The organism is Mycolicibacterium vinylchloridicum, from assembly GCF_013404075.1.
Lineage (GTDB): Bacteria > Actinomycetota > Actinomycetes > Mycobacteriales > Mycobacteriaceae > Mycobacterium > Mycobacterium vinylchloridicum.
Genome location: NZ_JACBJQ010000005.1, coordinates 170,218 through 184,581 on the forward strand (window position 1 = coordinate 170,218; position 14,364 = coordinate 184,581).

General features: G+C 67.0%; 18 protein-coding genes. 11 read left to right on the forward strand and 7 right to left on the reverse strand.

Features of this window, described 5'->3' with window-relative positions; translation table 11 throughout:
• Positions 1–22: 22 nt before the first annotated feature.
• Positions 23–1,468: a MocR-like transcription factor YczR gene (gene yczR, locus HPC46_RS06915; protein WP_179468156.1), complete on the reverse strand. Its 1,446-nt coding sequence runs from the start codon at positions 1,466–1,468 to the stop codon at positions 23–25.
• Positions 1,469–1,533: 65 nt separating this feature from the next.
• Here yczR and HPC46_RS06920 point away from each other — a divergent pair, with 65 nt between their 5' ends.
• From HPC46_RS06920 to HPC46_RS06955, 8 genes are read left to right on the forward strand one after another with little or no spacing between them, the layout of a single operon-like run.
• Positions 1,534–1,701, forward strand: a complete 168-nt coding sequence (locus HPC46_RS06920; protein WP_005141604.1) for a hypothetical protein — start codon at positions 1,534–1,536, stop codon at positions 1,699–1,701.
• On the forward strand, positions 1,698–2,411 hold the full coding sequence (yczE, locus tag HPC46_RS06925) for a membrane protein YczE (RefSeq protein WP_179468158.1): 714 nt from the start codon (positions 1,698–1,700) through the stop codon (positions 2,409–2,411). Before HPC46_RS06920 ends, yczE begins: the two co-directional genes overlap by 4 nt.
• Entirely contained in the window at positions 2,372–3,211 is an 840-nt protein-coding gene (locus HPC46_RS06930; protein WP_179468160.1) for an ABC transporter ATP-binding protein, read from the forward strand. The genes yczE and HPC46_RS06930 overlap by 40 nt, the downstream gene beginning before the upstream one ends.
• Before the next feature lie 47 nt (positions 3,212–3,258).
• A complete protein-coding gene (locus tag HPC46_RS06935; RefSeq protein ID WP_218893828.1) occupies positions 3,259–4,035 on the forward strand; it encodes an NUDIX hydrolase in 777 nt (258 codons plus the stop codon).
• Position 4,036: 1 nt separating this feature from the next.
• The gene (locus HPC46_RS06940) at positions 4,037–4,750 is read left to right on the forward strand and encodes an enoyl-CoA hydratase (RefSeq protein ID WP_179468164.1); all 714 of its coding nucleotides are present in this window, start codon (positions 4,037–4,039) and stop codon (positions 4,748–4,750) included.
• A 9-nt stretch (positions 4,751–4,759) separates the two neighbouring features.
• A complete protein-coding gene (locus HPC46_RS06945; protein ID WP_179468166.1) occupies positions 4,760–5,728 on the forward strand; it encodes a class I SAM-dependent methyltransferase in 969 nt (322 codons plus the stop codon).
• Positions 5,686–6,906: a THUMP-like domain-containing protein gene (locus HPC46_RS06950; protein ID WP_233716284.1), complete on the forward strand. Its 1,221-nt coding sequence runs from the start codon at positions 5,686–5,688 to the stop codon at positions 6,904–6,906. The genes HPC46_RS06945 and HPC46_RS06950 overlap by 43 nt, the downstream gene beginning before the upstream one ends.
• Before the next feature lie 60 nt (positions 6,907–6,966).
• Positions 6,967–7,656: an esterase gene (locus tag HPC46_RS06955; RefSeq protein WP_179468168.1), complete on the forward strand. Its 690-nt coding sequence runs from the start codon at positions 6,967–6,969 to the stop codon at positions 7,654–7,656.
• Positions 7,657–7,668: 12 nt separating this feature from the next.
• On the opposite strand, the gene HPC46_RS06960 is transcribed toward HPC46_RS06955, so the two are convergent.
• The 4 genes from HPC46_RS06960 to HPC46_RS06975 all read right to left on the reverse strand — a co-directional run bounded on the left by HPC46_RS06960 (position 7,669) and on the right by HPC46_RS06975 (position 10,813).
• The gene (locus HPC46_RS06960) at positions 7,669–9,093 is read right to left on the reverse strand and encodes an FAD-dependent oxidoreductase (protein ID WP_179468170.1); all 1,425 of its coding nucleotides are present in this window, start codon (positions 9,091–9,093) and stop codon (positions 7,669–7,671) included.
• Positions 9,094–9,126: 33 nt separating this feature from the next.
• Positions 9,127–9,876 carry an MIP/aquaporin family protein gene (locus tag HPC46_RS06965; protein WP_179468172.1) on the reverse strand — a complete coding sequence of 250 codons (750 nt, stop codon included), beginning with the start codon at positions 9,874–9,876 and terminating at the stop codon, positions 9,127–9,129.
• Entirely contained in the window at positions 9,876–10,232 is a 357-nt protein-coding gene (locus HPC46_RS06970) for a metalloregulator ArsR/SmtB family transcription factor (protein ID WP_179468174.1), read from the reverse strand. Before HPC46_RS06970 ends, HPC46_RS06965 begins: the two co-directional genes overlap by 1 nt.
• Before the next feature lie 104 nt (positions 10,233–10,336).
• Positions 10,337–10,813, reverse strand: a complete 477-nt coding sequence (locus HPC46_RS06975; RefSeq protein ID WP_179468176.1) for an ArsI/CadI family heavy metal resistance metalloenzyme — start codon at positions 10,811–10,813, stop codon at positions 10,337–10,339.
• 102 nt (positions 10,814–10,915) lie between these two features.
• Between HPC46_RS06975 and HPC46_RS06980 the strand changes: the two genes are divergently transcribed.
• Entirely contained in the window at positions 10,916–11,275 is a 360-nt protein-coding gene (locus tag HPC46_RS06980) for an Rv2640c family ArsR-like transcriptional regulator (protein WP_005141617.1), read from the forward strand.
• On the opposite strand, the gene HPC46_RS06985 is transcribed toward HPC46_RS06980, so the two are convergent.
• Both HPC46_RS06985 and HPC46_RS06990 read right to left on the reverse strand, forming a co-directional pair.
• Positions 11,272–11,700: an arsenate reductase ArsC gene (locus HPC46_RS06985; RefSeq protein WP_179468178.1), complete on the reverse strand. Its 429-nt coding sequence runs from the start codon at positions 11,698–11,700 to the stop codon at positions 11,272–11,274. The two genes, HPC46_RS06980 and HPC46_RS06985, sit on opposite strands and share 4 nt — an antisense overlap.
• The gene (locus tag HPC46_RS06990; protein WP_179468180.1) at positions 11,697–12,086 is read right to left on the reverse strand and encodes an ArsR/SmtB family transcription factor; all 390 of its coding nucleotides are present in this window, start codon (positions 12,084–12,086) and stop codon (positions 11,697–11,699) included. The genes HPC46_RS06985 and HPC46_RS06990 overlap by 4 nt, the downstream gene beginning before the upstream one ends.
• Positions 12,087–12,139: 53 nt before the next feature.
• Between HPC46_RS06990 and arsD the strand changes: the two genes are divergently transcribed.
• Together arsD and arsA are read left to right on the forward strand one after the other, a co-directional pair.
• Complete coding sequence (gene arsD, locus HPC46_RS06995; RefSeq protein ID WP_179468181.1) at positions 12,140–12,538, forward strand: arsenite efflux transporter metallochaperone ArsD; 399 nt, start codon at positions 12,140–12,142, stop codon at positions 12,536–12,538.
• 36 nt (positions 12,539–12,574) lie between these two features.
• On the forward strand, positions 12,575–14,350 hold the full coding sequence (arsA, locus tag HPC46_RS07000) for an arsenical pump-driving ATPase (protein WP_179468183.1): 1,776 nt from the start codon (positions 12,575–12,577) through the stop codon (positions 14,348–14,350).
• Positions 14,351–14,364: the final 14 nt, after the last annotated feature.

A 14,364-nucleotide genomic window follows, 5' to 3' on the forward strand; every position in this document is an offset into this window, starting at 1 on the left:
GGCGGTTTCCGCGCCGAAATCGCTAGATCACCACGGCGGTGGCCTCGGGGATCGCCGCGCCGGTGATATTGCGCCACGCCCGGCCGAGCAGTTCGATGGCCTCGGTCAGCTCATTTTCGGGCAACGCGAACGGAATTCGGACGAATCGCTCGAGTGTGCCGTCGACGCCGAAGCGCGGGCCGGGCGGCAGCTCGACACCCAGCCGGGACGCCGACGCGCACATCGCCGAACTGACCGGCGCGGGCAGCTGCACCCACATCGACATCCCGCCATTGCCCGGCAACGGACGCCATTCGGGCAAATGCTCGTCGATCAGTTCCAGTAGCAAAGCCCTTCTGCCCCGGAGGATCTCGCGACGTTCGGGCAGTACATCGTCGGCCCTCTCGGTGAGAAGCCATGCGGCAGCGAGCTGTTCGATGACCGACGTGCCCAGGTCGATGGACGGGCGAAGCGCTCGGATGGTCGCGAGCACGTTCGGCTCGGCTCGGATCCAGCCGATGCGCATCCCGCCCCAGAACGATTTCGACATCGAACCGATCGTGATCATCAGGTCGGTGCGCGAACCCATCGACGCGGCCACCGGCGGGGGCACCGGCTCGTCGAGCCAGATGTCGGTCATGGTCTCGTCGATCACCGTGCGGGTGCGGGTCTCGATGACGATGTCGGATAATCGCTTGCGATCAGCGGCCGGCATCGAGAACCCTGTCGGATTGTGGTTATCAGGCACGAGATAGGCCAGGGTCGGGGCGAGTTGGCGCACGGCGGCGTGGACGGCGTCGAGTTCCCAACCCTCCCTTGTCATCGCGACCGGAACCGGCCGGGCGCCCGCGGTGCCGATCGCGGTGAGTACGCCGTGATACGTGGGCTGTTCGACGAGCACGCGATCGCCGGGCTGAACATAGGTGGCCAGAATCAGCGCGATCGCATGCTGTGCACCGCTGGTCACCATGATCTGGTCGGCAGTGGTGGGAAGTCCTCTGGCGCAATAACGTTCGGCGATCGCGGTGCGGAAAGACAGTACCCCGCGCATGTCATGACCGGTCTCTTGCAGATACGCGGCGGACTGACTGGCCGCCTCGGTGAACGCCTCCTGTACGGCGCTGGCCGGCGCGGCCAGGGCGGCCTCGGCCAGGTTGATCCTGGCCGCCGTGTCGCTGGGCACGCTGACCGGTGTGTGGGGGAGTGCGACCGTGCTGCGGGCGCCGCGGCGGGCGTGCAGATAGCCGCTCTCGCCGAGTTCGGTGTAGGCCGCGGTGACGGTGGTGCGGGAGACCCGCAGCGCTTCGGCCAGTGCGCGTTCACTGGGCAGCCGCGACCCGACCGGCAGCCGGCCGTCCACGATCAGCATCCGCAGCCCGTCGGCCAGCGCCTGATAGGAGGGGCCACTCCGGCTGGAGGTACGCCAGTTGCCCAGTTCGCGGGCCACAAGGTCCGGATCCAAGGCCCTGGCCGTCAATGTCGTCGCCATTTGCAAGCCAGTATGCGGCAACTGGCTATTGATGGGCAAGCCAGTTGCTCGAAAGGATGGCTGTCATGAGTACCTGGTTTTCTCGAGTGGCCCACCGGCTGGCGGCGTTACTGGACGCCGATCACGGCCCGTGGAATCCGACAACGACCGGATGGGATGACGTCGACGCCGATGCCCGTCGGCTGCGTGGTGACCTCGACGCGCTGCGCGTCCGGTTCTCCGACCACCGGTGACGGCGACGCTGCGCGGAACCGCGCTGCTGATCGGACTGGCCTGCTACGGCCTCTCGATGGCCATGATGGTGCGGGCCGGTCTGGGCTTGGACCCGTGGGACGTATTCCATCAGGGCCTGACGCTGCACACTCCGATGACGATCGGCGTGGCCTCGGCGGTGGTCGGTGTCGTCGTCCTGTTGCTGTGGATTCCGCTGCGGAACTCCCCCGGCATCGGGACCGTCGCCAACGTCGTCGTCATCGCAATCACCGTCGACGCCGGCCTCGCAGTGCTCTCCGCGCCCGAGTCGATGCCGGCCCGGATCGCCCTGATGCTGGGGGCAGTCCTGCTCAATGCAGTGGCCACCGTGTTGTACGTGGGCGCCGGGCTGGGGCCGGGGCCTCGCGACGGGTTGATGACGGGATTGGTTGCGCGGAGCGGTCTTTCGGTGCGGTTGGTGCGCACGGCGATCGAAGCGACCGTGCTGGGGGCGGGCTGGCTGCTCGGCGGCAGCGTCGGCGTCGGGACCGTCATCTACGCGTTCGGGATCGGACCGATGGTTCAGCTGGTGCTGAGGCTGACACCGACGCCGATCCTGGCCGTCAGCGGCTGGGCGCACATCGTCGGACACACCCGAAAACGCAACGACCCAACACGTGCGGACGAAGACGAATACGGCACGATGGTGCAGTGCCCGACGCCGCCGACGAGGTCGACCCCGACCTGCTGATCGACTTCCGGAGAGTCTCGCTGCGCCGCGGGGGACAGGTCCTGGTCGGACCCGTCACCTGGCAGGTCGAACTCGACGAACGCTGGGTGGTGATCGGCCCCAACGGTGCCGGAAAGACCTCGCTGCTGCGTATCGCCGCGGCCATGGAACACCCATCGTCCGGCACCGCCCACGTGCTCGGTGAGCGGCTCGGCCGAACCGACATGTCCGAACTACGCCAGCGGGTCGGGCTCAGCAGCTCGGCGCTGTCCCAGCGGGTGCCCGACGGCGAGGTGGTCCGCGATCTGGTCGTCTCGGCCGGCTACGCCGTGCTGGGCCGCTGGCGGGAGAGCTACGAGGACGTCGACTACGAGCGAGCGGTCGACACGCTGGAAAGCGTCGGGGCCGAGCACCTGGCCGAACGCACCTACGGCACCCTCTCGGAAGGCGAACGCAAACGGGTGCTGATCGCACGCTCGCTGATGACCGATCCCGAACTGCTGCTGCTCGACGAACCGGCAGCCGGGCTCGATCTGGGCGGTCGCGAGGAGCTGGTGTCCCGGCTGGCCGATCTGGCCGCCGACGCCGACGCGCCGGCGCTGGTGCTGGTCACCCACCACGTCGAGGAGATCCCGCCCGGCTTCAGCCACTGCCTGATCCTGTCCGAGGGCCAGGTGGTGGCCGGTGGGTTGCTGCATGACACGCTGACATCGGAGAACCTGTCCACCGCGTTCGGGCAATCGATCGCGCTGGACAACATCGATGGCCGCTACTTCGCCCGGCGCGTGCGCAGTCGCGCGGCCCACAGGAGGCGATTGTGAGCGACGACAAGCCCGAACCGCTGCCGATCCGCCCGGCGGCGACGGTGATGTTGATCCGGGATACGCCAGCGGACGGTGTCGAGGTCTTTCTCATGCGCCGGCACCGCGCGATGGAGTTCGCCGGTGGCGTGATGGTATTTCCCGGCGGCGGGGTGGACGATCGCGACCGCAACTCCGACATCGCCTGGTACGGGCCCGGCCCCGACTGGTGGGCGCAGCGGTTCGGTATCTCCGAGGACCTCGCCGAGGCGCTGGTGTGCGCCGCCGCGCGCGAAACGTTCGAGGAGTCCGGCGTGCTGTTCGCCGGGCCTGCCGACGACCCCGACGGCATCGTCGCGGATGCGTCGGTCTACGCCGAGGTTCGCGCGGCACTGGTCGACCGCAGCCTGTCGTTCTCGGAATTCCTGCACCGGGAAAACCTGGTGCTGCGGGCCGACCTGCTGCGGCCGTGGGCCAACTGGGTCACCCCCGAAGAGGAGCGCACCCGCCGCTACGACACGTACTTCTTCGTCGGCGCTCTTCCCGACGGTCAGCGCGCCGACGGCCACAACACCGAATCCGAACAGGCGGCATGGACCAGCCCCGAAGCGGCGCTGGAGGATTTCGCCGAGGCTCGCTCATTCCTGTTGCCGCCGACCTGGACCCAACTGGACTCGCTGGCCGGGCGTACCGTCGGCGAGGTGCTGGCGCTGGACCGCCAGATCGTGGCAGTACAGCCCAATCTCGCCGTGCACGGCGGTAATTGGGAGATCGAATTCTTCAACAGCGATCGCTACAACGCCGCCCGTAATCGCCGCAGCCCGGCGAGCCACGGCGGGGACTGACGTGCGCGAGTTCGTCAGCATCCACGTCGGCGAGCAGCACCCCGGCGTCGGGGTGTTGCTGGTGTCCCGGCCGCCGACCAACGCGCTGACCCGGCAGACCTACCGGGAGCTGATCTCGGCCACCGCCGAGCTGGCCGAGCGCGCCGACATCACCACCGTCATCCTGTTCGGCGGGCACGAGATCTTCTCCGTGGGCGACGACGTCCCCGAACTGCGCACGCTGAACCGCGCCGAAGCCGAGGCCGCCGACTTGCTGCGCCGCCAGGCGATCGATGCGGTCGCCGCGATCCCCAAGCCGACGGTGGCCGCCATCACCGGCTACGCCCTGGGCACCGGACTGAGCTTGGCGCTGGCCGCCGACTGGCGGGTCAGCGGCGACAACGTCAAGCTCGGCGCCACCGAGATCCTGGCTGGCCTGGTCCCCGGCGGGGGTGGCGCGCAGCGGCTGGCCCGAGCGATCGGTCCGGCCCGGGCCAAGGACCTGGCCTTCAGCGGCCGATTCGTCGACGCCAAGGAATCGCTGGCGATCGGGCTGATCGACGAGATGGTGGCCCCCGACCACGTCTTCGACGCGGCCGCGGTGTGGGCGGGCCGGTTCGTCGAGGCCGCCCCGAGCGCGCTGGCCGGCGCCAAGGCGTTGATCGACGGCGGGCTCGATGCCGGTGAGCAGGCGCAACGCTACGGTCAGGTCTTCGCCGCCGGCGATGGCAGTTAGGCTGCCCTGATGACGACGATCGACCCCGCCCCGCAGCCGCACGCCACGGCCGAACAGGTGGAAGCGGCGCTGAAGGACAGCAAACTCGCCCAGATCCTCTACCACGACTGGGAGGCCGAGAGCTACGACGACAAATGGTCGATCTCCTACGACAAGCGCTGCGTGGACTACGCCCGCAATCTCTTCGATGCCACTGTGCCGCCCGAGGAACTGCGTGAGCTGCCCTACGACCGTGCGCTGGAGCTCGGCTGCGGCAGTGGCTTCTTTCTGCTCAACCTGATCCAGGCCGGAGTGGCCCGGCGCGGTTCGGTCACCGACCTGTCGCCGGGCATGGTCAAGGTCGCCACCCGCAATGGCGAGAACCTGGGCCTGGACATCGACGGTCGGGTCGCCGACGCCGAAGGCGTTCCCTACGAGGACGACACCTTCGACCTGGTCGTCGGTCACGCTGTCCTGCACCACATTCCGGACGTCGAGAAGTCGCTGCGCGAGGTCGTCCGGGTGCTCAAGCCAGGCGGCCGGTTCGTGTTCGCCGGCGAGCCGACCAGCGTGGGCAACACCTACGCGCGGTCGCTGTCGACGCTGACCTGGCGGGTGGCCACCAACGCCACCAAGCTGCCCGGCCTTCAGGGCTGGCGGCGGCCGCAAGCCGAGCTCGACGAATCGTCGCGCGCCGCGGCGCTGGAGGCGGTCGTCGACCTGCACACCTTCGACCCCGACGACCTCGAGCGGATGGCCCGCAGCGCCGGCGCCGTCGACGTGTCGACCACGACCACGGAGTTCACCGCCGCGATGCTGGGCTGGCCGCTGCGCACCTTCGAGGCCGCCGTGCCGCCCGGCAAACTGGGCTGGGGTTATGCCAAGTTCGCGTTCAACAGCTGGATCGGCCTGAGCTGGGTCGACGACAACGTCTGGCGCCGCGTGGTGCCCAAGGGCTGGTACTACAACGTCATGATCACCGGGGTCAAACCGTCCTGACCTTCGGGCGCGACGACGTCACCTACCTCGGCAGTGACGCCGGTGCGGCGGCGCTGGCCGAGGTTGCCCGCTACCCCCTGACCGACGCCAGCCGACTGCCCGATGTCGCCGCCATCCGCGCCCGGTTCGGCGAGCGTTCTGTTGCCCTGATCGAGACCACCCTGCTGCGCCGCAAGGCCGTCGCCAAGCTCGGCGAGCTGGCTGACGTGTCCGGGTGGCTGTTCACCGACGAGGCGCTGCAGCAGGCCACCGCCGCGCCCGTCGCCCGGCACCGGGCCGTCCGGCTGGCCGGTGCGGTGGTGCACGACGCGACCTGCTCGATCGGTACCGAGCTGGCCGCTCTGCGTTCGTCGGTGGCGGTGCTTCTCGGCAGCGATATCGACGAAGTCCGGCTGGCCATGGCCCGCCACAACGTGCCCGACGTGGTGCTGTGCCGCGCCGACGCGCTGCACCCGGTCACCAGGGACGCCGTCGTCCTGCTCGACCCGGCGCGCCGATCGGGCGGACGGCGCCGCTTCGACCCGAGCGCCTACGTCCCGGCGCTGGACGGCCTGCTCGACGCCTATCGCGGACGGGCCACCGTCGTGAAATGCGCGCCCGGAATCGATTTCGAGGCTGTCCGGCACTTGGGCTTCGACGGCGAGATCGAGGTGACGTCGGCCGGCGGCTCGGTGCGGGAGGCCTGTCTGTGGTCGGCCGAGTTGGCCACCCCGGGAGTGCGCCGCCGGGCCTGTGTGCTGGACCGCGACGAGGTCGTCACCGACGCGGATCCCGACGACTGCCTCGTGGGCCCGGCCGGCCGGTGGATCATCGACCCGGACGGGGCGATCGTGCGGGCCGGGTTGGTGCGGCACTACGCCGCGCGGCATGGACTGTGGCAGCTCGATCCCGACATCGCCTATCTCAGTGGCGATCACGTGCCTGCCGGCGTCCGCGGTTTCGAAGTGCTCGACGAACTGCCGCTGCGCGAGAAGGTACTGCGCCACGCACTCGCTCAGCATGACTGCGGTCAGCTGGAGATCCTGGTGCGCGGTGTGGACGTCGACCCCGATGCGTTGCGGCGGCGGCTGAAGCCCACGGGCAACACCGCGATATCGCTGGTGATCACCCGAATCGGCTCCGGCGCAGGCGAACGCACTGCTGCGTTCCTGTGCCGACCGTCCGCCGCAGCCCGATAGCGCGGGTACGCTGGCCTCGACGGCTACGGTGCCGTCGCACAGCGCGAGGACGATCAACGAATGCGCATTCTCACCCTGACAGCTCTGGCCGTGGGCGTTCTGCTGGGCGAGCAGACCGTGGCGGTCTCCAGCGCCGCGACCGACTGCGTGGCGCTCGGCGGAGCGGTCGAGGCGGACAACATCTGCCATGTGCACAGCACCGGACCGAGCTACACCATGGATTTGCGGTTCCCCACCAACTACGCCGACGAGCAGGCCATGCTCGACTACCTGGCGCAGAACCGCGACGGATTCACCAACGTCGCCCAGACGCCGGCTGCGCGAAATGCACCGTACGAAATGGACGTCACCACACAATCATTCACATCCGGACCGCCCACCGGCGGCACCCAGAGTGTGGTGCTCAAACTCTTCCAGGATGTCGGTGGCGCGCACCCGACGACCTGGTACAAATCGTTCACCTACGATGTGGCGCACCGCAAACCGGTCACCTTTGACACCCTGTTCGCGGCAGAGGCCAATGCCGTCAACGCGATATTCCCGATCGTGCAACGGGATCTGGAGCGCCAGACCGGTCTGACCGGTGTCATTGCCACCAGCGATGGGCTCGACCCGTCGCACTACCAGAACTTCGCGGTCACCAATGACGCGGTGATCTTCTTCTTCAGCCAGGGCGAGTTGCTGCCATCGGATGCCGGCGCCACATCGGCCTCGGTACCGCGGACGGCGCTGCCCCCGCTGGCCGTGTGATCCCTGCCCGGCTTACTGGCGGGCCGGGCGAAGTCGGCTCGCCAGTTGATGTTTGCTCACCCAGGCTTGGGCAGCCATCTGTGTGGCATCCCAGGGTGAGCCAAGGGGCGGGGTGTATGCGAGGTCGAGCTCGCTGAGCGCATCGACGGTCATGGTGTGGAACAGGGCGGTCGCGTAGGTGTCGACGCGTTTGGATACTTCGGCGCTGCGGTGGCCGATGAGTTGGGCGCCGAGGAGTTGGCCGGTGGTGTGGTCGCCGGTGATGCGAATGTGGATGGGCGTGGCGCCGGGGTAGTAGGCCTTGTGGTCGTCAGGTGTAGCGGTGGTGCTGACTGGTTTCCAATCGCGTTGTACTGCTCTGGCTTCGTGTTCGCGGAGGCCGGTGCGGGCGGCGACTAGATCAAAGACTTTGACGACTTGGGTGCCGAGGCTGCCTGCATAACGAGCGTGGCCGCCGATGGCGTTTTCGCCTGCGACGCGACCCTGTTTGTGTGCGGTGGTGCCCAGCGGCAGCCAGGTCAGGCCGAGCAGTCGGTGGTGCGTGTGCACGCAGTCTCCGGCGGCGAAGACATCCGCCAGGTTGGTGCGCATGGTGTCATCGACTGCGATGGCCCCTTTCGCGCCGAGATCTGCTCCAGCGTCGCTGGCCAGTTCCGTATCGGGTCGTACGCCGACGACGACGAGGACGAAATCAACAGTGCGGCGCAAAAGTTCTCCGTCATGCTCAGCTGTGACCGTTACGGCGCCGCTGTCGGTGCGGCTGATGGCGGTGACAGCGGTGTCGGTCAGCACTTCAACACCGTTGCGTTCGAGTTCGCCGCGGACCAGCCAGCCGAGTTCGGGGTCGACGGTCGGTAGCACTTCGGGCAGGGCTTCGATCTGGGTCACGGCGATGCCGCGGATGGTGAGCGCTTCGGCCATCTCCAGACCGATGTAACCGGCGCCGATGATGACCGCGGTGGCCGGATTGCGTTGCTGCAGTGAGTCCATGACAGCGAAGGTGTCACCCATGGAATGCAGCAGGTGCACGCCATCCTCGGCGCCCAGGGCATCGGGTCCGCTCAGTCCGGTGATAGGTGGCCGCGCGCTGACGGCGCCCGTCCCGACCACCAGGGCGTCATAAGCCAGCTGGTCGGGCCGCCCGTCCGGGCTGAGGACGTCGAGGGTGTGGGCATCAACATTGATCCGAGTTGCGCGCGTGTCGGTCAGTACGCGCATGCCGGTCGCGGCCAGATCCGCTGCGGTGCGGTGAGCGAGGTTGGTCCAGTGGGTGACCTCGCCTGAGACGTAGTAGGGGATACCGCAGATGGAGAAGTTGGGGTATGCGTCGGCCACCACGACGGTGACCTCAGTGGTGGGGTCGAGTTCGCGGATGCGCAGGGCCGCACTGATGCCGGCGTCGCTGCCGCCGACCGCGATGATATGGCGAGACGCCATGACGGGGCTCCTCGAAAGTGGGGTTGGTGTGGGTCAGACGGAGTCGCGGGGGTGGCTGTCGGCGTGGGGGTGGGGAACGACGACGTCGTCGGCGTCGGCGGCAATGTCGGGGTACAGCGTGGCGATGAGTGCCAAACCGATTAGGGCCCCGACGATTTGGGCGATGATGAAGCCTGGCGCTGAGCTGGGTGCGATACCCGCGAACGTGTCGGAGAAGATCCGGCCGATGGTCACGGCGGGGTTGGCGAACGACGTCGAGCTGGTGAACCAGTAGGCGGCGCCGATGTAGGCGCCGACGGCGGCGGCGGACATTCCGGCGCGGCCAGTGCGGGCCAGCGCGAAGATCAGCGCGATGAGGCCTGCCGTGGCCACGACTTCGCCGACGAGGTGTCCGGTGGTGATGCGGTCCTTGGTCGCGATCTCGAAGACCCGACGGTCGAACATCAGGTTGGCCAGCCAGGACCCACAGATTGCGCCCGCGATTTGGACAGCGCTGTAGGCGACGGCGTCGCGGGTGCTGATGCCGGTGCCGGCCCTGCGCCCCAGGAGCCAGTCGGATGCGGTGACCACCGGGTTGAAGTGAGCACCGGAGACCGGTCCGAACAGCAGGATCAGGACCGCCAGTCCGAAGACGGTGGCTGTCGAATTCTCCAGGAGCTGCAGCCCGACATCGCCCGGGGACAGCTGCGCGGCGGCGATCCCGGAGCCCACCACGACAGTGACCAGCAGTGCGCTGCCGACGAATTCGGCCACGAGCCGTCGAAGTAGGCCGATGGTTTCCATCAGCCAACCCCGACCAAATTGTCGGTGCCAAGCACGGTTGAAAGCTGTTGCAGTGCTTCGGGAATCACACGGTAGTACACCCACGAGCCACGCCGTTCGCTGTCGATGAGTCCGGCGGTTCGTAGCACCTTGAGGTGGTGGGAGATCGTGGGCTGGCCCACCGTGATGCCTTCGGAGATTTCGCAGACGCATGCCTCGCGGCCGCTATGGCTGGCGATAATGCTGAGCAGCCGCAGGCGAACCGGATCGGCCAACGCTTTGAGCATCCCCGCCAGCTCGGCCGCGGCGGGAGCGCTCAGTGGCTCGCGGACCAGCGGTGCGATTTCGCAGCAGCCGGGGTCGGACGAATTCGACACCCATCGATATTGACAGTTATCGAATCAGGTCACAAGGAAACAACGCGTGAACGAATTCCCGGGGACCAGCTGGCGCGCCGCCGGTCCCCGGGTTTATGCGGGGCTCAGCAGCAGGACGCTTGAGTCGCGGTAGCGGGTTGTCCGTCGGCAGCGGTGCCGCAGCAGACCGGGGTGTCGTCGGATGCTTCGCCGATCTGTGGGCTGACGCCGAAGGTGTCGGAGTCGGCGAGCTTGGTGTAGACCTCCCAGCGTTCCCCGCCTGGGCCGGTCACCCAGACCTTGTCCTGGGTGGCGAAGCAGCAGGTGGTGCCGATCTCCTCCTCGGTGAACATGCCTTCTTCGCTCAACCGCCCAATCTCGGCGTGGACTTGGTCGCTGGATTCGACCTCGACTCCGAGGTGGTTGAGGCTGCCGCCGTGGCCGGGGTTTTCCAGCAGCACGAGCTTCAGTGGCGGTTCGGCGATGGCGAAGTTGGCGTAGCCGGGCTTGACCTTGGCCGGCTCGGTATTGAACAGCTTGGAGTAGAAGGTGATGGCCGCGTCGATGTCATCGACGTTGAGGGCCAGCTGAACGCGGGACATGGGATGCCTCCTGAAACCTGTGCGACATATGTCGAACTATTGGGACGACACCCAGGATGCCACCTTTTCGATATATGTCAAGATCTGTGGCACCATGGTCTCATGCCCAAGACGTTGCCGTTGATCGATATGTCCTCACCGGTGTGCTGTGCGCCGGTGGCGGCTGGGGCGATGAGTGATGACGACGCCCTGCAGGTCGCACTCAGGCTCAAAGCGTTGGCCGACCCGGCGCGAGTCAAGATCATGTCGCTGCTGTTCGGTTCGGCTGATGGCGAGGAGAACAGCCGGGATCTGGCTGCCGCGGTAGGGGTCAGTGAATCCACGGCCAGCCACCACCTGACCCAGCTACGCAACGCCGGACTGGTCGAGTCGACCCGGCGCGGTATGAACGTCTATCACCGTCCGCACCGGGACGCAGTCGCGGCATTGGTTGCGGTGCTCGACCCGAATTGCTGTTCCTAGGCCGGGTTTTCGGCTTCCGTGGCGTCTGGAACCAGTTCGGCGATGAGCTCTTCGATCCGAGCCTTGATCTGGTCGCGGATGGGTCGCACGGCCTCCACGCCCTTGCCGGCGGGGTCTTCGAGGACCCAGTCGCGATAGCTCTTGCCTGGGAATATCGGGCAGGTGTCCCCGCAGCCCATGGTGATCACCACATCGGAGGCCTCCACGGCGTCGGTGGTCAGGATCTTCGGAGTCTGGTCCGAGATGTCGATTCCGACTTCGGCCATCGCCGCCACAGCGGCAGGGTTGACGGCGTCACCGGGAGCGCTGCCGGCCGAACGGACTTCGATGGCCTCGCCGGCCAAGGCTGACAGGAACCCCGCCGCCATCTGTGAACGTCCGGCGTTGTGCACGCAGACGAACAACACGGACGGTTTGGTGCTCATCGGCAGGTCCTCTCCAGGGATTCGGATGTGGTGGCGAAGTGGTGTGGGTCGAGTGCCAGCACCGCGGAAAGCTGGGCGATGGCAGTCGGTATCACCCAGTAGTGCACCCAGGTACCGCGTCGTTCGCAGTCCAAGAGGCCCGCCTCGCGCAGCGTCTTGAGGTGATGGGAAATGGTCGGCTGGGACAGCTCGAAGGAGGGGGAGATGTCGCAAACACAGCACTGGCCGCCCTCATGGCTGGCGATCAGACTCAGCATGCGCAGCCGCACCGGATCTCCCAAGGCTTTGAACATCCGGGCTAACTCGTCGGCCCAGTCTGCTTCAAGCGGCTGATGAGCCAGCGGTGGGCAACAGGCTTCAGGTGGGGGTGACGATGCGGTGGGCACATGCCTATATTGATGTCTATCAATACAGCCGTCAAACGGCGGAGGAGGATCACGTGCCCACGATTTCGGTTTTCGAGCCGGCGTTGTGCTGCAATACCGGGGTGTGCGGCGACGATGTCGACGTCAACCTCGTTTCGTTCAGCGCGGACATGGCCTGGCTAAGCGAGCAGGGTGCGGCGATCACGCGCCACAATCTTGCCAACGATCCAATGGCCTTCGCCCAGGAAGCTGTCGCCAAGCGATTCCTGGAGATCGCCGGTGCGGAGGGACTGCCTTTGGTGGCCGTCGATGGGGTGACGGTGCTCACCGGGCGTTACCCAACCCGTGCCGAACTGTCTCGCTGGGCGGGCCTGGAAGTACCGGCGATCGTTCCGGCCGGGGTCACCGGTCTCGGATTGAGCGACGCCACGGCGGCGGCATGCTGCCCGCCCGGGGAAACAGACTGTTGCTGAACGTCATTCGAGACACGATCGTCAACAGGTGTGACCATGGCCGGTGACCAACCGAGATTCCTGACCGATCCGCCGCGGTTCGTGTTCTTCACCGGAAAGGGCGGAGTCGGCAAAACGTCCGTTGCGTGTGCCTCCGCCGTTGCGTTGGCAAGTTCCGGCAAGGCAGTGCTGCTGGTATCCACCGACCCGGCATCCAACGTCGGCCAAGTATTCGGGGTGCCGATCGGGAACACCATCACCGACATTCCTGCCGTGCCGGGTCTGTCGGCCCTGGAGATCGACCCCGAACAGGCCGCGTCGGCCTATCGCGAACGCATCGTCGGACCGGTGCGCGGTGTGCTGCCCGAGTCGGCTATCGCCTCGATCACCGAACAACTCTCGGGTTCCTGCACTACCGAGGTCGCCTCCTTCGACGAGTTCACCGCCCTGTTGACCGACACTGACGGAGCGGTGTCGCGGTTCGACCACGTGCTGTTCGACACCGCTCCCACCGGGCACACGATCCGGCTGCTACAACTGCCCGGCAACTGGACTGAGTTCCTCGAGGCCGGAAAGGGCGATGCTTCATGCTTGGGGCCGCTGGCAGGACTCGACAAACACAAAACAACCTACGCCGCAGCGGTTGCCGCACTGGCCGACCCTGACCGCACCCGGCTGGTCCTGGTGACCCGCCCGTCACGGTCTGCCCTACGCGAAATAGACCGCACGCGCACCGAATTGGCCGCCCTCGGAATGCATCGGCAGTACGTCGTCGTCAACGCGGTCATGCCACAGCAGCAGAACGACAGCGACCCGCTTGCCGACGCGATCATCCGCCGGGAACAGGCTGCCCTTTCCGACATGCCCGATGCGTTGCGCGCGCTGCCGCAAGACCGCATCGACCTCAAAGCCACCAACATGGTCGGCGTCGAGGCATTGCAATCCTTATTCGCCCCGACTGCCGGCGTCGACGATGCGGGTAGCGAGCCCGCTGGAATCGCGCCCGTAGCCGACGCTCCCTTGGTTCGGCTGATCGATGACATCGAGCGCGGCGGAACAGGATTGGTGATGTGCATGGGCAAAGGCGGCGTCGGCAAGACCACGGTCGCCGCCGCCATCGCAGTCGCTCTGGCCAATCGCGGCCACGACGTGCACCTCACCACCACCGACCCGGCGGCTCATCTCGCCGAAACGCTGCAAGGCGGGTTGGCGCACCTGCAGGTGTCCCGGATCGATCCTGTCGAAGCGAACCGTGCCTACCGCGAGCGAGTCATGGCCACCAAAGGCGCCAATCTCGACGAGGCGGGCCGCGCCACCCTTGCCGAGGACCTGCGCTCACCCTGCACCGAGGAAGTCGCTGTCTTCCAGGCCTTTTCCAAAGTCATCCACGAGTCCCGCAGTAAGTTCGTCGTGCTCGACACCGCCCCGACCGGGCACACGCTGCTGCTGCTGGACGCCACCGGCTCCTACCATCGTGAAATCGCACGACAAATGGGGGACAGCGGGCACTACACCACCCCGTTGATGCGCCTGCAGGACCCCGAACTCACCAAAGTCCTCCTCGTCACGCTGGCCGAAACGACACCGGTGCTCGAAGCCGCCGAGCTCCAACACGACCTCGAACGCGCCGGCATCACACCGTGGGCGTGGGTCATCAACAACTCAGTGGCCGCGGCCGCACCTACCGACCCGCTCCTGCGACAGCGTGCCGCCGCCGAGGTCGACCAGATCGACACGGTGCGTGCCAAGCTTGCCACCCGCTATGCCGTCATCCCGCTCTTGACGTTCGAACCTGTTGGGATCTCCGCGCTGGAATCCCTTACAGCACACTAGATCTGACCCCAAGC